Source organism: Sporomusa sp., assembly GCF_035561155.1.
Classification (GTDB): domain Bacteria; phylum Bacillota; class Negativicutes; order Sporomusales; family Sporomusaceae; genus Sporomusa.
On record NZ_DATMYD010000141.1, the window covers coordinates 1 to 23,883 of the forward strand.

Consider the following 23,883-nt stretch of genomic DNA (forward strand, 5'->3'; position numbering starts at 1 on the left):
GATAGTTAATCTTCCGTTCGGGAATTATTCGATTCTTCGGTAGTGGCATGCAAAAACCCCCATCAAATCAGATAATATCTAATTCGACAGGGGAGTCATTTACTCCTGTTAGTTAATTGGTCTGCCGTAGTTTTTTTTAAAGGTTTTTGTAAGAAATTAGTAAAATTACTAATAGAAATGAACTTATAGAGGTGATAAGAAAAATGTCAGATATAACTATAGAAGCTTTTCCTGCAAATTAATGACCGTATATTTCTTTCCGGCGTTTAAAGGCAATATCTCCGCCCTCCAAGATTCTCATTACCTCATTTCGTGTTTCAGATCGATCAATTGATCCTCTGTCGGTTACACTCCCTTTGTCATTCATACGATTCATTGGTAAGATTAACTCGGCATCACCTAAAACAGCAATGTTGGCGTTATGAGTTACCACTATAACCTGCCGTCGTTCTTTAATAGCCCTCAGTGTAGTGACAACACTTGCCGAAATAAATGCATTATCCAGATCATCCTCGGGCTGATCAATAATCAGTGGCAATTTAGAATCCGCAAGCATAGCAATTGTTAATAGAATCGTATGTTTCTGCCCATCTGACAACTGATTTACACGAATTTCTGTCGGTATAGCGCCTTTTGTTTTTAAGTTAATTATCGGACAAGACGGCTTCCAAATTAATTCCAGCTCAAATAGATCAGTCAATGAGCACATCCGATTACATATCTCAGTGGCCCATTGCTCAGAAATACCTGCCAACTCTGCTATTTGTCTTGTATTTTTCTGCTTAATGAAAACAGCAAGCTCCTCTGGTAATAATTTTTGACATACTTTTATTGCTACTTCCTCCTGGAAGTATGATCCTTTCATTGCCTTTAAAAAAAACTCTTTAAATTCATCAATAATACCGCTATCTTCGTAACAGAGAAAAACTGTATAGTCAGAAATCGTCCTTCCTAGGCCTTTATTAATTACTTTAAGTTGACTCTTTCTTTTCTTTATAATCTCATTTCGTATTTTTTTTAGTTCGGTATGTAGTTCAGCACGTTGAATATGCAAAGATTCAAGCGTGCTTTTTTGTCCATTTATTTTACCAATCTCCGTCATTACGATATTCTTTTGAGCAATAAGCTGTTGCAATTCTTGAATGCTGCCGGAAAGACCTTGTTCCTTTAGCGGGGCCATCTGTCCATTTATTATTTGTTGACGGTTTATAATCATTTCATCAACTTTTCTCAACGACTCGCTAATTTTCATAGAGCCGGTTTTAAAGTAAGAATTAATCTCAGATTGTTTGTGATTCAAAAACTGATTTGTGTCATCAATAATTTTTTCCACATCTTTGAAATAAGTTTCAGTAGATTTTCCTTGATAGTTTGCCTTTAACCCAGTTGCAATATCGTGATAATTTCTCAAAAAGTTAGTAACAGACATGCCTCTATCATAAAATTCAGCTATTCCCATCAATTCATTACGTAGCCCCTTCTCCGCACCTAATTCTATTTGCTGAACAGCTATCTCGCTAAGTTTCCCTGTCTCGGCAATCTGAAGCTTTTTATCGATATCAGCAATAATTTGCACCTTTCCCGGAATCTGGAAAAATAAATTTTCAATAGGAATTAGCTGTGCACTATTTTGCCTCAGAAGCCTTAGAATTTCCTTCTGTCTTGCAAGAAGGTCTTTGATATGTAGATGTTGGTCTAAAAACTGTTGCAATAATATTGGGTTAGCTAATGGATCTTTGGCTACTTCGGCTAAATCACCTTGTCCATAATATTCAACTGGAAAAACGTCAACAGGCACATTTTGTATCTGCCCATCCTCCCGTGCCCTCACATTGGGGACACTCCCCCTAATACGCTCATAGCGATAAACGATGCCATTAGCATCTTCACAATAGACAATTATTTCATCGGGACAATTATCACATTCAGCAAATTCACCTTTCATTCCTAATCCATATACTAAACTACGTATAGCTGTAGATTTACCAGCTCCTCTTCCGCCTATAAAGCAATTAAGATTATCACTAAAGTGATAATTTTCTTGATCCAAAAAACCACCATTTATATAAATTCCCCGAACTCTTGGAACGGCAATAGGAAGTGATGCGGTTGCTCTAATACGAGCTTCTGCATCAACCAATGACGTCCTAAGTGCATTAAAATCTAACTCGTTCATCTTAATTCTGGTCAAATTACGTTTAGCACAGTTTTCACTAAATTGTTTTATTGAATGAGCATCTGAACCTTGCACATGCGCTAACAATGGTCTTCCCGTTAGTACAGATGCCCGGCTATCGGCAAGTTTTCGTCTTTCCGCTCCATTCGCAGATTTTTCATCTTCTGGCGAATACCAGCCTAAGTTCTCCGAATTATCTACTTCTAATCCATATAATCCTGGACTCATAATAATATCTTTCTTCCAACTGGGATAACCTGAATCTAATATCTCAAAGCCAGTTTTTACCCTGTCAATATGAGCTGCAATACATACGCCATCCATCATTTCCGCCTGTCGAATTACATCGGCCATTGATTTCGCCGTATGACTATCCCTGCTTCCCAATTTTCCAACAATTTCAATTCTCGCTAAAAACGTGCGTACATTTTCCCAATCTTCAGGCGAAAAGTAAACTAATAGATGTCCATGTGCCGTACTTACTTCGACGCCAGGAATAACCAGAATCCGCCCCAAATAACGTTGAGCGCACTTCATTGCAGCCTCTAAATTTTTATCTGTATTATGATCTGTTATTGCAATTATTGAAATGTTATGCGTTAAAGCTTGTTCGATAATAGTTTCTACCGTCATCCCCACATCGCCAACGCATTCAGATGCACCATAGGAATGAATATGGAGATCTGCAGTAAAAAAACGTGCACCATTATCAACCCTTATCAGATCTTCGAAAGTAATAGCCATTTTCTCGCCTCCAAAACAACATTAACTCGATCCTTTCACCAGTCCTGTGGCTAATTACCTGCGGAAATTTAATCCACAGCAAGCAAAACAGCCCAATCTTGCAAATAATAAAGGCTTAGCGCGCAGCTTGAGCACGTACCGGCTTTATTTTCGGCCTTTATAAACCGTCTATTTAGGTTATCGTCCATGGCATTTTTTGAATTTCTTGCCTGAACCGCATGGGCACGGAGCGTTTCGCCCTATTTTCGAATTCCCTATCGAATTAATTTTTGACGTGCCCGGCATTCGCCACTTTGGAATACCATTCTGACGCATCTCCTCAATTGCCTTGCGTTGATTCCGCAGCTCCAGTTTACCTAGTTCATCAAGACCGGCCTCATAAGGCTTCAATCGGGCCATTTCAGCATCTGCCGCGTCGAAATCGTCACAATATGCAAGAACAACCGCATATTGGCTTCGAACAGGAATAATCCGCGCGCTCATCTTTAACTGTAGAACATTGGGCAAAAGAGTCTTCTCAAGAACTTCCCTTGCGCCAATGAAATCATTTCGTCGAATAAACTCATCGACAACTTCCTGTCCTACCCGGATGAGGGAATCTGGTGCACCTGCCATGGCGTAGAACTTCATGGCATGGAGGCGCCCAAAGGGAGAAATCCTTCCGACAAAATTCATTGCTGTAGCATTAAGATCGAGGCAATCCGCTAAATGCTTTAGGGTATCTGTAATATCCTTATCTTTCTTGAGAAGCGGCCAAATCTTGTCAGGATTCACCCCAAAGATATCCTCTGGGGTGATTCCGAGAAGATCGTAATATTCCCGTATCAAACTATGCGTTTCTTTGATGGCCGCTTCATAACGCCCAAGGTCATAGAGCGCATGAGCAGTATTGTATCTAAATATCCTTTGATGAACTGGGCTCTCTGGGAGTAACTCGAAGATATCTGACATAGCGGCTTCGATCTGCTTAGCTCTGCCCTCGCGAGCCAAGACGTTCATCCGTTTCATCGCTAGAGCTAGGCGTTCATCGACTCCAAGATTATGTTCCTTGAGCAGTTGTCTCATCTCTTCAAGCCGTTCTAAAGCTATTTGAGAATTTCCTTGCTTCATGTCCGCAAACACGAGAGCATCCAGCATCCAGAAACGGTCTTTTGGTCCTATCTCTTTAGAAGAAGCAGCTTTTGCAAGAAACATCATGATCTCTGGATTAACACCAAGTTCGTGAAAAAGCTCATCCGTTGCCAATTGGATAAGAGGCTTTATATCTCCAGTTGCCATAAGCATGCGGAGGTAAAATGAAAACTTCGACATTTCCAAGTGTCGTCGCAACGAAGCAAAAACGAGCCCCTTGAGAACGTCTTGTGCTTTGCGAACAAATTCCTTGCCAAGTGTGTCGAGGTGTGACTGCCCTAAAAGACGCATCGCATCGTGAACCTTAAACCGATTGCCGCCAAAAGTCTCAATTGAGCCGGTCGATCTAAGCTGCCGAAAGAGCGCGGCGATAACTCTGTCCTCAAGACCGAATATTTTCGCCAGCATTTCTGATGCTTCATTTCGTTCTAAAGGAATATCCGAAAGGCTGAGAATGCCAATCGCATCACGGATTGCATCTGGGAACCCATCAAAAACGCGAGCAAGGATGATTTCCTGTGCCGTTTCCACCGCATGTGTTTTTGCCTCCAGTTCGGAACAAAAACGTGTAAGAGAGCCTTCATATTCTCTTGCTGTAATGGCTATAGCGTTTTGAACGTAGAGCGGTAATCCAGCTGTTAGTTCCAATAGGCGCTGGCATGCCGCGAAATCGCCTCGACACCCTTGGATAGCAACCTCAGAAGCAATAGTATCAATTGCCCATCCGTGCAAGGCTTCCGCCATGATTGACAAGCTTGTCTCAAGTTCAAAGACATTACGGCCGGGCTGACAGATAAGTATGAACTTTAGCGACCTACGTTGTTGGATGACAGCCTGAAGGTCTGCTGGTGGCAAGTGGTGAGCATTATCTAGAACAACGGTGACACCTTCTCCAGTAGTAATTAAACGTGTGTCGATTGCGTGAAGTGTTTCCAAACCTGAAGCTCCAGGCAGGAGCACTTCACCAAGACGGCCACCTTTCTTGCCAAAGAGACGTGCGGCAAGTTCGCGGGCCAGTGCAGACGCTAGAGTCGTTCCCGGCGTATCTTTAACATCCATGTATGTGATGGTACTCGTCGTAAACGTTGCTGCTTGGGAAACCCACGATGTCTTCCCAGAACCTGAGTAGCCGGTAATGATTCTAATCCTATCCTCGGTTACAAGTGGCGGCTCATCGGCCTGAGCCCGGTATACCGCCGGCGGATCTGGGAAATCCTGCAACTGGACAACCATCTGCTCAAAAATTTGGGAAAGCTCATTTATAAGAAAAGAATGATCTTCACGCGGCGGATTTCCTGATGCCGCTAGCATTACTAGCCATGCTAGTTTCCCTACAAGTGTTTCTGGAGCAAGCATACCATATGGAATCGTTGCAGCTAGTTCTGCACATTTCGCAAAGGCATCTGAAATGTTTTCCCATGGCATAGGCAATCCATCATCGAGACTGTCGGAGATGCTATCTGGCCAGACTATCTGTACATCACCCGGCCAGGCCTGTTGGCTTATGCGCTCCATCAATGCTTCACCGGGTTCAATATTGGAAACAACAACAAATTTAGCCGAATTTGGTCTTACTCCATTCTGGTGTTCAATACGCAACAGATCAAAGCGCTGAATAGCGCCGTCGATATCGCTATATTTTAAGGGTCTTGAACGGGTCTTCACTTGAATGTAAATTCGCTTGTTGTCGAAAACCACCTCAACATCCTCGTCTCTCTCGACCACGATTGATGTAATACCTGAATTTTGAGCCAATAGAAGGCAAGCGGCGGCATACAAATGCTGATACAAAAAGCCCTTATGGACGGCTTCAATTCGAGCAAGTTGATTTTTGTCTAATATCGGCGTTGTTAAGTACTGATTGCTCACTATTAACACTCACTCCCATTACATTTCGGGGCATAAGATTATATAGCCATCTTTTCTTATCCGTATCCCCAAATCATTTTTTAGTTCATTTATAAAATTCGTCAATAGTTGCATCATTATATTGTCTTAAATATTCTGAAATTAAAGGACTTAATGCTGGCACAAAAATTTTTGAAGTATTAAGCCTCGAAACTAGTGGTGGTATTACTCCAGCAATATTAAAATCATCCTCTTCATAAAAAAAATGGGTTGCATCCGGGAAAGCGTCATTATCGAGTGGGTTGATAGCAGTTGGATTGTGAAAAATGAATATTCCATCTGACAATAATTCAGGACTTTCTTCACTAACAATTTGCAGCTGATATCGCGGACCATTATCGAAGAGATTTTCCCTAATTATATAAACTTGGTTCAATGATGACCGCCCCTCAGAAATTGCAAGAGAAGTCAACTTACCAATAGTTGTAGTGCATGAAAAAATGATAGCAGATACCTGGTTAAATTCTGGGTTGGCAAAAAGATTTAATGCAATATCTGCTGTTGTACCAGGTTTCTTTATTGTAGCTTTTGGAAAATAGCTCCTTTCCTCAGGATTATAGTACAACCCGTATAACAATGCCATCATAGGATAAATATATTCTCTACCATAGTTAATTTGATCATATGAAGCCATTGCTATAACAAATGGGCAAAAAGGTTTCACCCAATCACATTTAGAGTATTCTTTTTTGTATTTCAAATATTTACTGCTAATGGCATTTGAATAGCGAACAATTGCCTCATCCACCATTTTAGTAAAATCTTGCTGAAGCCATGGCGGACTAAGCATAGACAAGTGATCTTCAAGATTCCGCTGACTTTCAGGAATACCATTTAGTTTAATATTCGCAACGACAGCTTCAATACAAATCATATAAGGCTTTGTAATCAAAAAATCCGGTTTAATGTGTGTCCAATCAAGAACGTAGTTATGTTGGCGAAAATAGGCATTCAAATAAAACTCCCAAAAGCTTGAATGGAATGTGGTCTGAAATTCATTAATTATTTTTCCATCGCGATCTATAAAATCTTTAGTCCATTTAAGTAAAATACTGCGTTCATTAAACATCATAAAGTTCTGATTAATCAAATTCAAAAGCTTCGAATTACAATCTTCTTCTTTTAAGCCTTTAGCTAAAGTAAATATATCTAATGACAATATCATAACCTCCAAAACCCTTAGAGCTCGAAGGAGCGTCAGCACCACTATCTTTCTACTGGTTTATTTCCCTTTTCAATTTGTCGAATCCGATAACCTCGCATATGTAAAAATAACCATAATTTACTCTAATAGTAAACTATGGTTATTTTTCTGTATCTTTTCGACTTTATCCTGCCATATAAACCAAGATATCTTGCGTCTTAATTTTTTTTAAAAATAAGCAGTATAAGACTAAGATCCATTACCAGCACACTGTGTCACCACATGGATACTTATTTATCTCCATACGGCCTAAATTCCTCACAGTTTTCAGGTTTATATAACACGCAAGTGTGGCCTAATATCTCATTCTCCAGCATGTATTGATAAAGCTTCCAGCAATTACAATTATCACTTTTAGGACATTTCTCACCACTGCCGCAGGCCATAAAATTTTCTTCTCCATGGGCTTGGTGATTTATGATTTTTTTAGCTAATATTTTAAATTCTTTTTTCCTTTTATACTCTTTTTGCCATTCGAGTTCGTTCCAGTTCGGCCCCGCCAACGGGTAGGTTATATGTCTACCTTCTCGATCCCATCGATCAATTAGCTCTCCAACTTCCTCATATGTCGGCTGTTTTATATTCGGGTAGGCCACTTTGAATTTACTCTTATATTTTTCTATTTTCCAATCTCGCGGCTCCGGGTCTTTTGACATGATTACATCTTCTTGCAATACCACTAATCTATCATTTAATACTGTAAACTTACCTATGGTTTTGTTTGTATGAAAATGACCGAAAAACCAGTGTTTAAACCTAATGTTTTTCATGAAGTAGTTTAGCATTTCACTGGTAGAATCATTGATTCTATCGCCAAAAAAGCTATCAAGCTGGCCTATTATATCTTTAGGCGCAGTATGTGTTATTACATAGTCTACGGTCATATCATGTTTCTCGATGTTTTTAATACCTTCCTCAAATTCGTGCTGGTTAGGTACTTCCTCTCTCCACCACGAAATGAATTCCTTTCGGAATTGTTTATCTACTGATTCAGCGCCGCCAAATGTGAATATTTTTTTCCCTTCAATTGTAAACACCTGTCCTCGCATTAAATGAAAGATGGACGGCCTTATTTGGTGTGTTTTACCACCGTTCCATTCCGTGATAGGGAATTGATTCAAAAGATCAAAGTTTTCGTGGTTGCCGTCTACAAAAAGTGTTGTGAAATTCTTGCTTTCCAGCCAATCCAAAAGCCATTCATCCTGTTTGCCGCCTGACCAAATACAGCCAAAGTCGCCAGCAATTATGACATAATCATTCTTCGTTAATTCCCTTTGCACTGGGAAATATTTCGTAGTTAATTTGGCCTTGTCAATATCTCCATGCAAATCCCCGGTTATATAAATCATTACAATTTCCCCATTCAGAGCAAGTATGAAAATTCGCTTATTTACTCATTCCATAAATTTTTATCGAATGTATAAGAAAACTGGCGTTTAGCTTCTACGCTCATATTTGAAAATTCCTTTTCGGTAAGTTTAAGAATAAAATCGTAACTATGCTTTAAAAAGACTCCTTTTACTACTAAAAAAGCCATAGAAGCATTGCCATCATCATCCATAATCCAATATTCTTCTTCATCCGATCCAAAAAAAGAGTCCGGCATTGCAAAGAGCTTGTAAGCCGTGTTCTTTTTCACTCGGGCCTTTGCATTATTTTCTTTAGACAGCCAATGAGTTGCTTCTTCAATCCGTTCTACTTTACTCATTTTATGTTCTACCATACAACCACTTCGCAATTCCCGTACTTAGGTAACGCTCTGAATCGGCCCATGAGATATGTTGCATCCTGCTCTTGATTATTTTTTAAAAGCATCATGGCGCGAATAAACTGCGCATGAGTAAACATGACGATAAATCTTTCGTCCAGACGCTGTAAGCGGTCAATAGCCATTCTGGCCCGCGATAGCAGCATGGCAAAACTTTCTGCATCTTGACCGTCTATATAGTCAGGGTCAAGCCGTTTCCAATACGCATTTACCCTCTCTTTACGTTCAGCAGCGGTAGTCCCTACGCAGGAAGTCGGTGCAAGGTAGGTAAATTCTTGGATGTCCCAAACCGTAACCGGTACATCCGGATACAGTTTTATCGTGTAAGTTGCCGTTTCTTGCGTGCGTAAAAAAGGGGAAGTTATGATCAGATCCGGTGCCCAGGATATGCTTTGACTTATTTCCCTGGCTTGCTTATGACCGTTCTCGGATAATGGTATCGTTACATGATTATCCGTAGCAGACCCGGCATTTGCCACACTCTCACCGTGACGAATTAACCAGATTTTCTTCATAGCTCACTCCGTATACCTAATTTTTTCAAACTAGTATCACTAAACAAGACCTTTCAGGTTTGGGTTCAGATCAGCTATAAAAGTTCCTGGAAGTACCCTTAAGCATAAAATTCCTGGTAACTTGGCAATTCTAAGGCCGCCAGCCGTCCACCAAAACAACCGCCGCAGTCAATGCCTATTTTGTCCCGGTACTCTTGGTCAAACCAGATCCGGGCATTGGTTTTTTTGAATTTCTTATCGTATCGATAAAGATGCCAGGTGGGCAGATGGCCGAAAACAAGCACCTTTCCTTTGTACGCCGGACAATAAGGAAAGCGATCCTCCATCCAAACCAAATCATCTTCAGTGTTTTTTTCGATAGGCTTTCTTGTATTAGCTCCCGCGTGGGTAAATAGGAAATTACCTGTTGAAAAACATAACGGCAAACTTTTCACAAACTGCAGAATCTCTGCTAGTTTACTGGGTGCTAAGTTTTCTATTTCCTCAAACATAGTTGCACCACCGTTATATTTCACCCAATTATATAAGTTCTCTGATGGCTTTATCCGCCATGAATCGGATTCAAGCATTTCGATTACACTCTGCTCCAAGAATTGTTCATGGTTCCCCTTTAAAAGCATCGCACCCTGCTCCTGAAGCGTGCGACAAGCGTTCAGCACATCCAGGTTTTCTGTTCCACGGTCTATCATATCGCCACAGATAACCAGTAAATCCCTTGCCGGATCATATTGGGTTTGTTTTAACAGAGACTGCAATCTTTGGTTTTCGCCATGAATATCGGAAATTGCCAATATCCGGTCAACAATTCGCATACCATTACCTCAGCTTTGTTACTTTAACAATAATCATTTTGATTCTACAAATCCTTTATGCTGAACTACTTTCACAACTTCTAGATAACCGTGTAAAGTCCTCTTGCGACGATGAACTTAGCGATAAAAATTTAAATTACAAAGGATACTTTTAAGCAGACAAGTAGCTAGTTACGCCGGTTGTCCAACCTATCCCTCGTAGGCTTTCGCTGGCCCGGCTTAGTATTTCGCTTAGATCCGCTTTACTGCCTGCGCTTCTACCGGAATTCTGATATCCTATTAGCCCCAGCAAATTCCATAGAATCTCCATCTGATCATCGGTTTCCACAAACCGCATTTCACCATGTAGCGCATCTTTGGCTTGTTACTCACATTGCTGTAAAGAATGGGCCACATGTTCAATATGGTCTAACGTCAGAATTTTTGCCGACTCCTCCAGAGCTGTTGCTACTGCTTTATTGAGTAACAATTTACAAGCCCCTACACAGCCTATACTGCGGATATATAACGATTCCCAGTCGACTTCTAAATCGCGCTCTACTTCGATAGGCATGTTGGCTTGAAAGGTTAGCAATATGTTTTGAAAGATTTCAATCTCTTCTTCATTACGAGCATCATAGCGTGGAAAGTGGATAAGGGTGCTGCGGTTGGCTAACTGCCCGTTTAGATTGCAAAGCTGTAGCAAGTCCTGATACGTTTAAACAAGGTTGTTTTGCCTACGCCACTGGGGCCAATCACAAAGATGATGCGGGAACCTCCCGGCTCACGGATAACGAGTTCTAATACAGTATCAGTTTCCAACAGGGTTGGATGGGATTTTGTAAACTTCTTAAATGCGGCTAACCATTCCATGGGGGTTTCATCTACCGTTTTGTAAGTTGAGTTGTTGTTGCTATCCATACTCAATACTCCTCATAAATCTACCTAGGTACCGTTCGCTGAGTTACGGAAGGCAGAGTATTATTATTTTCCGAAACATATTTCTGCTTATCGGGATTGATACGCTTTCCTTTACCGGGTAAAACTCGTAACTCAGGAGTCTCTTTACTTTCCTTGGCCCGCTCTTTGAGTTCCTAATCTAATAGTATATTTATACTATTCTGAAGTTATGCAAAACTTGGTTCGATAAATCGTATATTTTAAATTGCTAAAGAGAGAAACCCGGGCTATCGAGGCTACTGGGCATAAAATCATCTCTATAGAAGTAAGCGACGGTAAACTAAACCCCGACCATATCAAGGCTGCTGTCGATGGACATACAGATGAGCACATGGTAAAGCCGAAGCTGGTATATATTTCAAACCCTACAGAAATTGGCTCTATCTATAAGAAGACGGAAATGGAAGAATTGAGTAAGTTTTGTAGGAGCAATAATCTTATTTTGTACGTTGATGGTGCCAGATTGGGGTCAGCTCTATGTTCAGAAGAGAATGACATGAAACTTTCCGAGCTAGGTGCACTGGTGGATGCCTTTTATATTGGTGGAACCAAAAACGGCGCTCTGATTGGTGAAGCGCTAATAATTTGCACAGATTCACTCAAGGATGATTTCCGGTTCCATCTGAAACAAAAAGGGGCGTTGCTTGCCAAAGGCAGGCTGCTTGGTATACAATTTTTAGAGCTTTTCCGAGACGACCTGTATTTTGAACTAGCAAGACATGCCAATAGGATGGCGGATTTGCTGAGGACAGAAATCAGCCAGGCCGGCTACCCGTTTTTGATCCACTCACCAACGAATCAAATCTTCCCTATTTTACCGAACTGGTTAATTGCAAAACTTCAGGAAAAGTATCACTTCTATGTTTGGACTAAAATTGACGATGCCAACTCTGCTATTCGTCTAGTGACTTCTTGGGCCACAAAAGAGGAAGCTGTCTTACGTTTGGTTGATGATTTGAAAACTACCAACGAATCCTGAGGATACTGATTAGGAAGCCTGGGAAATTAGTAAATCCGTAGGCTATTAGCCTACGGATTTGTGTAATTTTGAGGTATCTTTGATTCAGAGAAAGCGTTGCAATGTATTGCTGGCTAGATTTATCAGGTTTGTCCATTGGTTATGTCGGGCTGCTGATCATATCTAGAACTTGGGCAACTTTTCTGGCAAAGCCCCTAGGTTCCATTGTGGATTGAATATGAACATAGATTAAGTGAGGATCATCCAGAATCCAATGGTTGCTCACGGCTGAAACGATAATATCATTACTTAACAATTGTGCTAAAACATCTTTGACTTCGTCCTGCAGAAGTACTAAGGCTCCGGTGTCTAACGTACGGTTATTATTTCTTTCAAAGGTAATAACATGGGTTGGGGCTGCTTTTGATGGCAGTCCCATAATGGTTACACTGATATCTGACCGGGGAATCTCAATATTACATACTCCGTTTTTTGTTTGACCTATTCCGCCTAGAATATCAGCTAATTCGCTGCACAATGCGGCTGGTATTGCCATAGTCTCACCTCCTTTATGTTACATAATATGCAACAAGTTGTGAAAGGTGAATAGTGAGACGTGGCCCGTAGGTGATCGTTAACCACTGAGGGAGTAACCGTGGCTATAGTGAATTTCTAGATATTAATTTATCCTCTTTTAGAATATGATCAACAAGCCATTCGATGACAAACTTTAAAATTTCTTTCAAGTATGCATTTTGTTCATTATCGATTTGTTCGTAGTCAATTGAGCTCATTTTGTCGATGAAATCATGATGCATAGCCTTATGTGACAAGAATTTGGGATACTTAGTGGCAAACATATAAGCTTCTTCTGCTTCAAAATGTTCAGTAGTATAGTCACGTAGTTCGTCAATAATGGCTACAATGCGATCATATTTGTCGGTAATTAATTTGTTATTCAGTAATTCATCAATCTCGTTTGCAATCTCAAATAGTTTTTTATGTTGTTCGTCAATAGCAGGGATACCGAGTTCATAAACATCTTTCCAAAGCACCATGGCAATAACCACCTTTTTAACTGATTTTATATGTAAAACTTTTCTACACCTATGAAATAAATCCTGTTCGCACTTTTGATCATTTGTCAAAATCAGAGAACGCTAGTCGTAGAAACAAAACAGTGTTCGCCTTTGTAACGGTGCCATCGATGAGTATCGATATTGTTGAGGGAGAGTACTCAGCCGACAAGGATTTATCTCTCACAGGGACAGGACTTGATTGCTAAACAAGGAAATTTGAATCGCCCGATGTTACGGGAAGCATTGCATATACCGGAAAACTATGAAATACTACTATCATGTTCCCAAACGTAAATTGCTAGATATTACAATTTACTAGGGTAATAACTCAAAATCAGGCAGGTGAACAAGGTGACACAAGGGTTTTTTGCTGACATTGTATTGAGAAATGGAGTAGTATATACTGCCGATGCTCAGGATACCGTTTGTCAAGCAGTAGCTGTCAAGGGAGATAAAATAATCTCTGTTGGAACTAATGAGCAAGTAACCACTTATATTGGTGAGGATACGAAACAAATTGACTTACAAGGGAAGATGGTCATTCCAGGATTGATTGACAGCCACATTCACCCGCCAGGGATTGCTCTTTCCGAACTGTATGAGGTGCAATTATTTGGGATCAACAGCCTGGAAGGCTATCTTGATGCGGTAAAAAGATTTATTAACCAGCACCCGGGTACAAAAGCTGTTTATGGCCAGGGATGGTTGTGGAGTGCATTTACTGGGGAGGAAGCGAACAAGGGACCCCGGAAAGAACACCTGGATGCTTTGGCGCCTGATATCCCTGTAATATTGCGGGCTATGGACGGTCACAGCTGGTGGGTCAATTCCAAGGCCTTAGCCGTTAGTGGCATAACCCGGGATTCTGATTCACCGGACGGCGGCATAATTGAAAAAGACTCTGTCAGCGGTGAATTATGGGGTACAGTGAAGGAGAGCGCTATATCGCTCGTGGTTCAACCTGAGTATACTTTGGAGCAATATATAGAAGCTATCAGTGCATTTCAAAGTAAGATGCACAGTTTGGGTATTACAGGCGTCCTCTCAATTATGGGGCGGTTTACTCAAATCATCTTACAGGCTTGGAATCATTTAGAAAAGCAGGAAGGTTTGGCGCTTCGTGTCCGGGGAGCCATCATGGTCCAGCCCCAGAATAATTTGCTAAGCCAGTTTGAGGACATCGACCGCCTGCAGCAAGAGTATCATTCTCCTTACTTTCAAATAACGACAGCAAAGTTTTTTGCTGACGGCGTTGTTGAGGGAGGAACAAGCTACTTGTTAGAGCCTTATACAGTAGAGACGGGAAAGGGCTCTAATTATTATGGTGGATTTTTATGGGATATGAATATGCTTGAACAGGCGTTTTGCCTGGCAAATCAGCGTGGCATGCAGATTCATGTCCATTCGACCGGAGACGCAGCAACGCGCAAAGTTCTGGATGCATTAGAATCGGCCCAGGAAAAACTTTCTCAGGGAGATTTCCGCAATACCATTACACACTTGCAGCTTGTTCATGAAGATGATATACCACGGTTCAAACAACTAAAAGTTATTGCCAGTGTTCAACCTTATTGGCATTTTAAAGGACCAAACTGGTGGCATAATGTTGATTACCGGATTTTAGGGGAAAGGGCAAAGTACGAATATCCGCTGCGATCCTTTGTGGATCAGGGCATTCCTATTGCCTCTTCCTCCGACTATTCAATTACCCCTGTACCTAATCCTTTATTTGCTATTGAAGTGGGGGTTACGCGTAATATCTACAATGGCTGTGTTTTCGGTGTTGAGGATATAACCGATATGGATGATGAGCGATATTTGTTAAATAAAGACGAAAGAGTTTCTGTGACGGAAATGATAAAAAGCTTTACTATCAATGGAGCTTATGCTTTATTTATTGATCATGAGACTGGTTCTATCGAAGCAGGTAAGCAGGCAGATCTCGTCGTTCTTGAAGAGGATTTACTATCGATAAATCCTGTTGATATTGATAAGGTGAAGGTAATCATGACCTTCTTTGCTGGAAAGCTGGTCTACACCAGGCAGGAATCGGGGACGGGACAGCTGGGTGAATGATTAGATAGCTAAACTTCTAAAATCATAGGATATCAAAAAAAGAAAGGCGCAGGCTGTAGGGAATTATCCATGCAGCCTGCGCCTTTTGATGAGTTTTTACAACATCATGGTTCAATAATTGTTATAGTCTGATTGTTTTGGAGGTGCCCTTCATATCATGGAAGGTTGCCTCTCCATTTTCAATATAAAACAACTCAAAAATCGAATCATCTTCACTGTACATGTTGGCAAGCATAGGCATAGTAGTGAGTGCAGCCTGCTTAGTTTGCTTGCTTGTGTTGAAAACAGCTTTACCTTTTAATCGTAACCATTCACCGGTTTTCGAAGTTGTACTTACCTCGAAATTGGGGTTGGCTTTGAGTTGCTTGTAAACATTCTTCTGATTGCTAGTGCCAAAATGCAGCTTACCTTCGAAATTCATCACAAATCCGAAAGGGCGTACTTTGGGGATATCACCGTCGACGGTGGCAAGATAAAAAACGGGGTTTTCAGTCAAAAACGTAAGAACTTCTTCCATGGCAATTACTCCTTTACTTTGTGTATTTTTATGATACGATTATACGATAAAGGCATAAAAAAACAAGTATGCAGTTTTTTCTTTCTTGGTCAGTATTTTATGAGTATGGAGAACAAGTTATGAATAATAAAATGAAACCTAAAGAAATATGTGCCTGTCCGGTAGTATATGCCCTCAACATTATCGGGGGAAAATGGCATCTGCCAATCATATGGGCACTTAGCCAAAACAAGGTGCTCCGGTATAGTGAGCTGAAAAGAAATGTTTGCGGCATAACGAATATGATGTTGTCCCAATCCTTAAAAGAGTTGGAAACCAACGGGCTGATTGTTCGTGTCCAATATATTGAGATACCACCCCGTGTCGAATACGCTCTTACAGAAGCCGGTACTAATCTATTACCCGCACTAGATGAATTAGCCAAGTGGGGTGTGAAGCAAATGACAACTGCCTCCAAAATGAGTTCCTGTTCGAAAAATGAGGTTTTACCTGAAGCATAGGATTATTTCTCTTGCTATGCTATAAAATGCGCATAAATTCGTTATTACATACAGAAGAATTATTTGGGGAGGGGACCGGAGATAGCGGGAATCAACTCGGGAAAACTCAGCTTTTCGAATGGGGATCAATTCGCTGGTTTGTGGAGCCCGGCAACCTTGAGGTTGAGCGGATGAGTGCCGGTAAATTTCAGAGACTACTGTCTCAGCCAATTGGAAATTCCACATTGTAGAGTTTACTTTAAGTCAATAAGCTGTTAGAAAATAATTATAAGCCTAACTCAGCGGCATAAATCACTGAGTTAGGCTTGTTTTGGTAATTATTTTATCGGCAATGCAGGAAATAGCGTAAATTGCGTGTAAGGTTACAGAAGAGACAATAAAGAATATAGGAGGTTAATCATGGATATTTTTGATTTCGCATTAAAAATGGAATTAGACGGTGAAAAATACTATAGGGAACTTGCTGAAAAAGTACAGTATGACGATCTAAAAACAGTTTTAGTAGGTCTGGCCGAAGATGAGCAATCTCACTATAACATCATACTGGCAGCCAAAAACAAATCTCTGAACGATATCGATGCTAACCTTTCTTTTTCTAAAGTACAAAACGTTTTTTCTATTAATAAAGAGTTTTTTACAAAAAACGAAGAAGCTATTGCTAAGCTAAAACACGAACAAATGGATGTATACAGGGGGGCATTAGCAAAAGAGCACGAAAGTGTGGAGCTTTATAAAAAACTAAAAGAAACCGCAGAAACACAGGAGCAAAGATTAATCTGTGATAAGCTTATGACTGAAGAAGAAAATCATGTGACTGTGCTTGAGCGTATAATTGAAATGCTAAATCATGTCAATGACTGGGTCGAATCGGCAGAATTTAATCTTAAAGAAGAGAACTATTAATTAAAGTCAAAGAGCGAACATCTGTGAATTACAGATGTTCGCTTTTCTGTATGCTGTGCAGCAATGTTCTTGAAATGACTCGATACGAGCAATGTATCATTGAAACTGCATCGGCAGATGACAAACTCCTGCCTAATTAGTATCAATTTGGCAGGAGTTACTCCATTACGGTTGCAGCTGGCCTCAAGCCTTGCGTTTATGGGGTTGAGGCTTGCTTAATTGATTTATCCATAAATGTACTTGACTATAACATAGATGTCATACTTTATAATGGAATCATAGACGTCAGAAAGGAGATCGAATTGTTAATTAGAGAGTTATCGCGTAAAACAGGTGCAAGTATACGGTCGATAAGACATTACGAATCGAAGGGGTTAATGCATGCCAGACGGTTGGAAAATGGTTATCGAGACTATGATGATAACGCAATTGCAAAAGTTAAAACAATTCAACTGTATCTCAGTTTAGGGCTTACGACTGATAATATTGCACAAATCATTGATTGTCCGACCTCATCACTAAATGAGCGGCCATTATGCAAGGAAGCTTATAAGCTGTATAGAGTTAAATTAGACGAAGTAAATAAACAACTGGAAATATTACGTACTATCCAATTGCGGCTACAGGAGAGAATTAATGAGATTGAATAAATAGTAATACCTGGCAGGTGCAATAAAGAAGGTAATGAGGAGGGGTTCAGTATGATCATTGATGGTCATGCTCATGTTATGCTTCCGCCGCAGCGGCAAATACAATTGATGTCAGAGGCTAAGATTGACCGGACTATTCTTTTTACTTCCACTATTCATCCCGAAACAGCCAGCAATATGCAAACATTCGAAGCAGAACTGAATAAATTGTACGATATTCTGAACGGAGTAAAAAATCCGCTGAATGAAAGAATCCGTGCCATTGAGGAACTTGCCAAAGTAATTGAGGAAAACCCTGGAAAGTATATCGGCTTTGGCTCTATTCCATTTGGCTTATCTTACAATGAAAATCTAGCCTGGATAGAGAAATACATTATAGCTAATGATTTTCGGGGGATAGGGGAATTAACACCGGGTTCAGGAAAGGTATCTCAACTTGAAGCATTGTTTTGCGCTTCCCGTGAAATTGGAAATTTGCCTTTGTGGGTGCATACCTTTATCCCGTTAAACCTTGAAGATATTAAGGAATTATTCGCTTTAGCCAAGCGGTATCCTACGGTTCCAACGATAATAGGACACCTTGGCGGGATGTACTGGCTAGATACATTGAAAGCAATTAGGGAGATACCAAACACGTATTTAGACTTATCAGCAACTTTCACCACGATAGCTCCCGCTTATGCAATCAAAGAATATCCTGAGAGGACCTTTTTTAGCTCAGATGCTCCCTACAGTTTGCCGTTAACAGCAAGAACAATTATAGAGCAGCTAGTAAAAGACCAACATGTTTTAGAGCAGGTCTTAGGTGGAAATATAGCTAGGCTTTTACAGATATGAACAGTATCGCCTTACCTTCTCCGTTACTAATGTTATGGAAACCCGAAACATTGGTAACAGAGAAAATGGATAAACACCTGTCAATCCTGTTGGATTTGGCAGGTGTTTTTGTGGTTGTATGGGAATAATTTAAAAAAGGTTATGGATATTCAGCATAGAAAGGACGTGATACTATGGGGAATAAGGTTGATTACAAGAAAGAGTTAAAAGAATTATATGCGGCATCTGCCAAAGCGTGTTCTGTAACGACCGTTCCAGCAATGAATTTTTTGATGATTGACGGAAGTGGCAATCCGAATAGCTCGATTGAATTTCAGAATGCCGTAGAAGCGCTGTTTAGCGTTGCTTACACCTTGAAATTCATGATAAAAAAATCAGTAAATATTGACTATGGGGTAATGCCTTTAGAAGGGCTTTGGTGGTGTGACGATATGGAGAATTTCAGTATGGAAAATAAAGATAGCTGGAAATGGAAGCTGATGATTATGCAACCATCCCATATTAATCGGGAAATCTTTTGTGAAGCGGTAGAAAAAGTAAGTCGGGAAAAAAGATTAGCTGCTATTGATAAAGTTAGCTTTGGTACTTATGATGAAGGGATAGTCGCCCAGGTTTTGCATGTTGGACCTTTTTCAGAGGAAGGACCAACCGTTGAGAAACTGCATTCATTTATTTCTGATAATAAGTATCAAATAAATGGCAAACACCATGAAATTTACCTTAGTGACACTAGACGAGGTAAGCCGGAAAAATGGAAAACTATCATTAGACAGCCAATTAAATGAGATAAGAGGAGAATCGAATATAATGGCCTCAACCTTAGCGGGTAGAGACCATTATATTCGATTGGATGGATGCGTGGGAGAGCATAGGAAGATTATTGGGAAGACTTATAGTTCTCTTAGCAATATTTCATTCAATGTCAATCGTGGTCTTGGCGCTGGATTCTGATCAGGATAGCCAATTGGCAATAGGGCAACCACATCATATCTGTCGTCTAGCTCAAGTATTTCTTTAGTCTTCTCACGATCAAGAATGCCAATCCAACAACTACCCAGTCCTAAATCAAATGCTTTTAGTGTCATATGATCAATAGCAATGGCCGCATTAAGCCATGAATAAGCTTTGGCAGTTTCTTTATCAAGAGGATTCTTTTTTTTATATTCAAGAATTTTCTCTACATCGAGAGGGTTATCGTTGAATGCTCCTGAGCCTTTTAATTCTGTCCATCTTTCGGGTGCCGTTGACCAAACCTGGGAGTCTGTACAACATACAATGATCACAGGTGCTTTAGTTACAAAAGGTAGAGTATGTTCCGCTAGTTTGGCCTTAGCTTCCTGGCTCTTAATTACCACATAACGTGAGGGCTGAAGATTTGATCCAGAAGGGGCTAGTCTTGCCGCCTCCAATATTGCTTTGATATGATCGTCAGGCACCTGATCCGGCTTGAATTTCCTGATACTTCTTCTGTTTTCGATGGCAGCGCTTAGCTCCATAATAAACACCTCTCCTATTTTTTTTATAATTAGTTGTAATTTAGACAACTCTGTCCCAGTGGTTATTAAAAAAACAAAAAGATCGGAAAGCAATGTAGCTCTCCGACCTTCAGTGTTTCTGATCAGCCGGTTTAGGATTATTATTTAGAATACTAATTGGACTACACTTTTCGCCTGCGCGTCAAATTAATACGAAAGGCGTACATGTCTCCCCGATAGATACTTTTTTCATATTCTAAAGGATTGCCATCATGATCAGTGACCAAGCGCTTAGACAAAAGTGCACAACAGGGTTCAGCGGTCAAGCCCAGTAGTTTTTTCTCTTCGTCTGCTGGTATTATAGATGCAATTGTTTGCTTGGCTTCCCAGAGGCTTACGCCAAGTTTAGTTTCTAATATGTCGTAAGTTGAAACATTATTTAAATCAAATTCGGCTAACTTTCGTCCGATATCTAACGGATAATATTGTGTTTCTAGAACAACCGGAGTATCATTGGCTAAGCGCAGCCTGATTGTTTCATACACTTCTTCCACCCCGAAAATCTTGGCTGCATCCTGCGGAGCCGCAACGATTCCCTGACTTAGCACCTTAATGTTAGGGTTCATTCCCATTTCGTCAACAATTTCAAAGAAAGTGCTTAAGTTACCCAGCCATTCCTCGATCGGTCTAACAGCGACAAATGTCCCTAGGCCTTGGCGTGATTCCAGGACACCTTCCTCGATTAAAGTCCGGATGGCCCGGCGTATTGTGGCGCGGCTTACGGCAAATCTATCCATAAGATCATACTCTGCTGGAATCTTCTCAGTAAATGTACCCTTTAAAATTTCGTTACGCAAAAAATTTCGTACTTGCAAATGTAACGGCATAGAATTCTTCCTATCTAACACAGCCCAGTACATCCTTCCTTATGTGGAACAAAATTATTGTTTTCGGTAAAAAGCGTTTAACTATAGTTAATCAATTCACCGGTTAATTATACCATTATACGGATGTTCGGACAACCTAGTTTATTTACTTTTTATATTTTGAAATTTAATGTATCTTATCAGTAAAATTAGCTAAGTGTACACATAGTTAAGCTGTTGACAACATGGAGCTTTGTATGATATAAAATATATAACTCGGTTGCGAGCAAGCTGATCAGAAAAACTGAAGGCTAAGGTCAACATTCCTGTGTGGGGTGTGATCCTTAGCCTTTTTATTTTATTCAAAAAGCTATAACCAAAAAAATTGATAATAACAATATTTTTGTAAAAGTAGTAAGATTTCATTTAATGTTGTCCGTACATCATGATGACCATACGATAAACAGGCTAGCAAGTACGAATTTCCTGAATATAGTAGCTGACTGCACAGGGGAAATGCGTAATTCATTGTTTAGAAATTATTGAGGTTAATATATGGGAGGTTTTATTATGAGCAAAAAAGTGGCCGGCGGACTAGGTGCTGATGAATTGGTAGGGCTTCACCGTGAGCATTTGTGGCTGCATCTTACAAACCATAAACTGTTTGAGAAACAAGATCCACCGATTATGGTCGAGGGGCATGGTTTTATCGTTAAAGATGCCCATGGTAAGGAATATGTTGACGGTTTATCCGGCGGGGTTTGGGCTGTAAATGTCGGCTATGGCAGGGACTCTATAGTCAACGCTGTATGCGAGCAATTGAAGCGATTGCCTTATTACGCCGGTTCGATGGCAACGCCTCCTTATATTTTGCTGGCGCAAAAGCTGGCTTCGTTATTGCCCAAACTGCCCAAAGTGTATATTTCCAATAGCGGTTCAGAAGCTAACGAGAAATCTTTTAAAATAGCCAGACAATATTTTCGCGAAAAATATCCCAATAAGGACAAGTATAAGATTATTTATCGCAACCGGGATTATCATGGTACTACATTAGCTGCGCTAGCCAGCAGCGGACAGACGGAACGAAAAGCAAAGTTTGGCCCATTGCCGGAAGGCTTTGTTGAAATCCCGCACGCTCTTTGTTACCGGTGTCAGTTTGGCAAGAGTTACCCCGGGTGTAATATTGAGTGTGCCCGCGCTCTTGAAACTGTGATACAAAAAGAAGGGGAAGACAGTGTTGCCGCTGTTATCGTGGAGCCGGTTACGGCCGGCGGCGGAATTATTCCGCCGGTTGCTGAGTATTATCCGGTTCTACAGGAGATATGCCGCCGTTATGAAGTGTTGTTGATTATGGATGAGGTGGTTACCGGTTTTGGCAGAACCGGCTTGATGTTTGGACATCAGCACTATGGCGCTGATCCGGATATAATTACCATGGCTAAAGGATTAGCGAGCGGTTATATGCCGATATCCGCCACAGTTGCGAGGAAAAGTATATTTGACCAATTCCTGGTCGAAGCAGAAGATAAAACCGGTTATTTCCGGGATATCAGCACATTTGGTGGCTGCGCGGGCTGCTCGGCTGCGGCATTGGAGAATATCAAGATAATTGAGGAAGAAGGCCTGGCGGAAAACAGCGCTGCGATGGGTACATATTTAATGGAAAGCCTGAAAGAATTGGAAGAGTTCCCGATTGTCGGCGAGGTTAGAGGTAAAGGGTTATTAGTAGGCGTTGAATTGGTGGAAGACAAAAAATCTAAAAGGCCGCTTAATGAAAAATTTCTAGCCCAGATAGTAGCTGACGCCAAAACTGAAGGCGTTATTATCGGTAGGATGGTGCGTAGTGTTCCTGATCTTAATAATGTTTTGTATACCGCCCCGCCGCTTATTGTGAACAAAGCGGGGATTGACAAAATTGTCGCTGCATTTCGGGTGGCGCTGGGAAAACAGCGTGTTTAGTTCTATTACAGAGGGGGTGAGGGTACATGGAAGTTACGCTGGGAAAGGAGGAATGACATGGCCAGGGTTGTGAGTGTTTTTCATTCTACCAAGAAGCAAATTACCGTAGAACGGCTATTAACGCTCAGCACTGTAGTTGTTCTAGTATTACTGTGGTTTATAGTTACCGAGTTAAAACTTGTTTCAGACATTCTAGTTCCTTCTCCACACAAGGTTATTAAAAGCTTTTTCGAAATTGCTAAAGATGGTTACAAAGAAAATAGCCTGCTTACACACCTTGGAGATAGCATGATACGCCTGATAGGTTCATTTCTCCTGGTGATAATTACTGCGATTCCTTTGGGGCTGATCAGCGGTTACAATTCCAAGATACGCGCTATTGTTGACCCGCTGATTGAATTTTATCGGCCGCTGCCGCCTTTAGCGTATTACACGCTGTTGGTGTTGTGGATGGGGATTGAGAACTCATCTAAGATAGCACTGTTATACTTAGCAGGATTTGCTCCTGTCTATATTTCGTGTGTGTCTGGTGTAAGAAAAATAAAAAATGACTATATCGACGGTGCTTACACACTAGGGGCAAATAGCAGGCAGGTTTTCTTCCATGTGATTTTTCCGGCATGCTTGCCAGATATGTTTGTTGGTGTAAGAACGGCAATTGGTGTTGCCTATACAACCTTGGTTGCAGCCGAAATGGTTGCAGCAGTGACCGGTATAGGCTGGATGGTACTTGATGCCAGTAAATTTCTAAGAAGCGATATTATTTTTCTCGGCATTTTTATTATGGGCATTACAGGCATTATTATTGACGGGATAATAAGGGTTGTTGAAAGTAAGGTCGTACCTTGGAAAGGCAAAGAATAAAT

General features: G+C 40.7%; 24 protein-coding genes. 9 read left to right on the forward strand and 15 right to left on the reverse strand.

Annotated elements, in window-relative coordinates; all coding sequences use genetic code 11:
* Positions 1-238: 238 nt before the first annotated feature.
* From VN447_RS18450 to VN447_RS18495, 10 genes are all read right to left on the reverse strand, one after another.
* Positions 239-2,920, reverse strand: coding sequence for a TrlF family AAA-like ATPase (locus VN447_RS18450; RefSeq protein WP_325527018.1), 2,682 nt, complete (start codon positions 2,918-2,920; stop codon positions 239-241).
* A 177-nt stretch (positions 2,921-3,097) separates the two neighbouring features.
* Positions 3,098-5,920, reverse strand: coding sequence for a dsDNA nuclease domain-containing protein (locus tag VN447_RS18455; protein ID WP_325527020.1), 2,823 nt, complete (start codon positions 5,918-5,920; stop codon positions 3,098-3,100).
* Between the two features lie 85 nt (positions 5,921-6,005).
* Positions 6,006-7,118, reverse strand: a complete 1,113-nt coding sequence (locus tag VN447_RS18460) for a hypothetical protein (RefSeq protein ID WP_325527022.1) — start codon at positions 7,116-7,118, stop codon at positions 6,006-6,008.
* A 275-nt stretch (positions 7,119-7,393) separates the two neighbouring features.
* Entirely contained in the window at positions 7,394-8,512 is a 1,119-nt protein-coding gene (locus VN447_RS18465; RefSeq protein ID WP_325527024.1) for a metallophosphoesterase, read from the reverse strand.
* 41 nt (positions 8,513-8,553) lie between these two features.
* Complete coding sequence (locus tag VN447_RS18470; RefSeq protein ID WP_325527026.1) at positions 8,554-8,871, reverse strand: hypothetical protein; 318 nt, start codon at positions 8,869-8,871, stop codon at positions 8,554-8,556.
* An 8-nt stretch (positions 8,872-8,879) separates the two neighbouring features.
* Positions 8,880-9,446, reverse strand: coding sequence for a histidine phosphatase family protein (locus VN447_RS18475; protein ID WP_325527028.1), 567 nt, complete (start codon positions 9,444-9,446; stop codon positions 8,880-8,882).
* Positions 9,447-9,544: 98 nt separating this feature from the next.
* Positions 9,545-10,258 (reverse strand): metallophosphoesterase, encoded by a 714-nt coding sequence (locus VN447_RS18480; protein WP_325527030.1) that lies wholly within the window; start codon positions 10,256-10,258, stop codon positions 9,545-9,547.
* Positions 10,259-10,409: 151 nt separating this feature from the next.
* Positions 10,410-10,586, reverse strand: coding sequence for a hypothetical protein (locus VN447_RS18485; protein WP_325527032.1), 177 nt, complete (start codon positions 10,584-10,586; stop codon positions 10,410-10,412).
* Positions 10,587-10,622: 36 nt separating this feature from the next.
* Positions 10,623-10,943 (reverse strand): hypothetical protein, encoded by a 321-nt coding sequence (locus tag VN447_RS18490; protein ID WP_325527034.1) that lies wholly within the window; start codon positions 10,941-10,943, stop codon positions 10,623-10,625.
* Positions 10,922-11,158 carry a hypothetical protein gene (locus tag VN447_RS18495; RefSeq protein WP_325527036.1) on the reverse strand — a complete coding sequence of 79 codons (237 nt, stop codon included), beginning with the start codon at positions 11,156-11,158 and terminating at the stop codon, positions 10,922-10,924. Before VN447_RS18495 ends, VN447_RS18490 begins: the two co-directional genes overlap by 22 nt.
* 244 nt (positions 11,159-11,402) lie before the next feature.
* Between VN447_RS18495 and VN447_RS18500 the strand changes: the two genes are divergently transcribed.
* Positions 11,403-12,176: a threonine aldolase family protein gene (locus tag VN447_RS18500; RefSeq protein WP_325527038.1), complete on the forward strand. Its 774-nt coding sequence runs from the start codon at positions 11,403-11,405 to the stop codon at positions 12,174-12,176.
* Between the two features lie 139 nt (positions 12,177-12,315).
* On the opposite strand, the gene VN447_RS18505 is transcribed toward VN447_RS18500, so the two are convergent.
* Together VN447_RS18505 and VN447_RS18510 are read right to left on the reverse strand one after the other, a co-directional pair.
* Positions 12,316-12,711 carry a DUF1259 domain-containing protein gene (locus tag VN447_RS18505; protein WP_325527040.1) on the reverse strand — a complete coding sequence of 132 codons (396 nt, stop codon included), beginning with the start codon at positions 12,709-12,711 and terminating at the stop codon, positions 12,316-12,318.
* Positions 12,712-12,814: 103 nt separating this feature from the next.
* Positions 12,815-13,213 (reverse strand): hemerythrin family protein, encoded by a 399-nt coding sequence (locus VN447_RS18510; protein ID WP_325527042.1) that lies wholly within the window; start codon positions 13,211-13,213, stop codon positions 12,815-12,817.
* A 372-nt stretch (positions 13,214-13,585) separates the two neighbouring features.
* On the opposite strand from VN447_RS18510, the gene VN447_RS18515 reads away from it, so the two are divergent.
* Positions 13,586-15,310, forward strand: a complete 1,725-nt coding sequence (locus tag VN447_RS18515) for an amidohydrolase (RefSeq protein WP_325527044.1) — start codon at positions 13,586-13,588, stop codon at positions 15,308-15,310.
* A 121-nt stretch (positions 15,311-15,431) separates the two neighbouring features.
* On the opposite strand, the gene VN447_RS18520 is transcribed toward VN447_RS18515, so the two are convergent.
* Positions 15,432-15,827 (reverse strand): pyridoxamine 5'-phosphate oxidase family protein, encoded by a 396-nt coding sequence (locus VN447_RS18520; RefSeq protein ID WP_325527046.1) that lies wholly within the window; start codon positions 15,825-15,827, stop codon positions 15,432-15,434.
* A gap of 119 nt (positions 15,828-15,946) precedes the next feature.
* On the opposite strand from VN447_RS18520, the gene VN447_RS18525 reads away from it, so the two are divergent.
* The 5 genes from VN447_RS18525 (at position 15,947) to VN447_RS18545 (ending at position 19,502) form a co-directional block, all read left to right on the forward strand.
* On the forward strand, positions 15,947-16,327 hold the full coding sequence (locus tag VN447_RS18525; RefSeq protein WP_325527048.1) for a helix-turn-helix domain-containing protein: 381 nt from the start codon (positions 15,947-15,949) through the stop codon (positions 16,325-16,327).
* A gap of 399 nt (positions 16,328-16,726) precedes the next feature.
* Positions 16,727-17,230: a ferritin family protein gene (locus VN447_RS18530; RefSeq protein ID WP_325527050.1), complete on the forward strand. Its 504-nt coding sequence runs from the start codon at positions 16,727-16,729 to the stop codon at positions 17,228-17,230.
* A 302-nt stretch (positions 17,231-17,532) separates the two neighbouring features.
* Positions 17,533-17,880: a MerR family transcriptional regulator gene (locus tag VN447_RS18535; protein WP_325527052.1), complete on the forward strand. Its 348-nt coding sequence runs from the start codon at positions 17,533-17,535 to the stop codon at positions 17,878-17,880.
* Positions 17,881-17,931: 51 nt separating this feature from the next.
* Positions 17,932-18,717: an amidohydrolase family protein gene (locus tag VN447_RS18540; protein ID WP_325527054.1), complete on the forward strand. Its 786-nt coding sequence runs from the start codon at positions 17,932-17,934 to the stop codon at positions 18,715-18,717.
* Between the two features lie 173 nt (positions 18,718-18,890).
* Positions 18,891-19,502 (forward strand): GyrI-like domain-containing protein, encoded by a 612-nt coding sequence (locus VN447_RS18545; protein WP_325527056.1) that lies wholly within the window; start codon positions 18,891-18,893, stop codon positions 19,500-19,502.
* Positions 19,503-19,607: 105 nt separating this feature from the next.
* Here the strand turns inward: VN447_RS18545 and VN447_RS18550 are convergent, their stop codons facing one another.
* Positions 19,608-20,213, reverse strand: a complete 606-nt coding sequence (locus VN447_RS18550) for a nitroreductase family protein (RefSeq protein WP_325527058.1) — start codon at positions 20,211-20,213, stop codon at positions 19,608-19,610.
* 161 nt (positions 20,214-20,374) lie between these two features.
* Positions 20,375-21,079 carry a GntR family transcriptional regulator gene (locus VN447_RS18555; RefSeq protein ID WP_325527060.1) on the reverse strand — a complete coding sequence of 235 codons (705 nt, stop codon included), beginning with the start codon at positions 21,077-21,079 and terminating at the stop codon, positions 20,375-20,377.
* A 549-nt stretch (positions 21,080-21,628) separates the two neighbouring features.
* Here VN447_RS18555 and VN447_RS18560 point away from each other — a divergent pair.
* Both VN447_RS18560 and VN447_RS18565 read left to right on the forward strand, forming a co-directional pair.
* A complete protein-coding gene (locus VN447_RS18560) occupies positions 21,629-23,017 on the forward strand; it encodes an aspartate aminotransferase family protein (protein WP_325527062.1) in 1,389 nt (462 codons plus the stop codon).
* Positions 23,018-23,074: 57 nt separating this feature from the next.
* Positions 23,075-23,881 (forward strand): ABC transporter permease subunit, encoded by an 807-nt coding sequence (locus VN447_RS18565; RefSeq protein WP_325527064.1) that lies wholly within the window; start codon positions 23,075-23,077, stop codon positions 23,879-23,881.
* The last annotated feature ends 2 nt before the right edge of the window (positions 23,882-23,883 follow it).

What these genes read in the sequence shown, in the direction of transcription:
- VN447_RS18525 (WP_325527048.1), top strand. Translation starts at nt 15,947, where the DNA reads ATGAATAATAAAATGAAACCTAAAGAAATATGTGCCTGTCCGGTAGTA.
- VN447_RS18505 (WP_325527040.1), bottom strand. Translation starts at nt 12,711, where the DNA reads ATGGCAATACCAGCCGCATTGTGCAGCGAATTAGCTGATATTCTAGGC.
- VN447_RS18520 (WP_325527046.1), bottom strand. Translation starts at nt 15,827, where the DNA reads ATGGAAGAAGTTCTTACGTTTTTGACTGAAAACCCCGTTTTTTATCTT.
- VN447_RS18510 (WP_325527042.1), bottom strand. Translation starts at nt 13,213, where the DNA reads ATGGTGCTTTGGAAAGATGTTTATGAACTCGGTATCCCTGCTATTGAC.
- VN447_RS18480 (WP_325527030.1), bottom strand. Translation starts at nt 10,258, where the DNA reads ATGCGAATTGTTGACCGGATATTGGCAATTTCCGATATTCATGGCGAA.
- VN447_RS18540 (WP_325527054.1), top strand. Translation starts at nt 17,932, where the DNA reads ATGATCATTGATGGTCATGCTCATGTTATGCTTCCGCCGCAGCGGCAA.
- VN447_RS18475 (WP_325527028.1), bottom strand. Translation starts at nt 9,446, where the DNA reads ATGAAGAAAATCTGGTTAATTCGTCACGGTGAGAGTGTGGCAAATGCC.
- VN447_RS18550 (WP_325527058.1), bottom strand. Translation starts at nt 20,213, where the DNA reads ATGGAGCTAAGCGCTGCCATCGAAAACAGAAGAAGTATCAGGAAATTC.
- VN447_RS18470 (WP_325527026.1), bottom strand. Translation starts at nt 8,871, where the DNA reads ATGAGTAAAGTAGAACGGATTGAAGAAGCAACTCATTGGCTGTCTAAA.
- VN447_RS18545 (WP_325527056.1), top strand. Translation starts at nt 18,891, where the DNA reads ATGGGGAATAAGGTTGATTACAAGAAAGAGTTAAAAGAATTATATGCG.
- VN447_RS18450 (WP_325527018.1), bottom strand. Translation starts at nt 2,920, where the DNA reads ATGGCTATTACTTTCGAAGATCTGATAAGGGTTGATAATGGTGCACGT.
- VN447_RS18465 (WP_325527024.1), bottom strand. Translation starts at nt 8,512, where the DNA reads ATGATTTATATAACCGGGGATTTGCATGGAGATATTGACAAGGCCAAA.
- VN447_RS18495 (WP_325527036.1), bottom strand. Translation starts at nt 11,158, where the DNA reads ATGGATAGCAACAACAACTCAACTTACAAAACGGTAGATGAAACCCCC.
- VN447_RS18560 (WP_325527062.1), top strand. Translation starts at nt 21,629, where the DNA reads ATGAGCAAAAAAGTGGCCGGCGGACTAGGTGCTGATGAATTGGTAGGG.
- VN447_RS18565 (WP_325527064.1), top strand. Translation starts at nt 23,075, where the DNA reads ATGGCCAGGGTTGTGAGTGTTTTTCATTCTACCAAGAAGCAAATTACC.
- VN447_RS18530 (WP_325527050.1), top strand. Translation starts at nt 16,727, where the DNA reads ATGGATATTTTTGATTTCGCATTAAAAATGGAATTAGACGGTGAAAAA.
- VN447_RS18555 (WP_325527060.1), bottom strand. Translation starts at nt 21,079, where the DNA reads ATGCCGTTACATTTGCAAGTACGAAATTTTTTGCGTAACGAAATTTTA.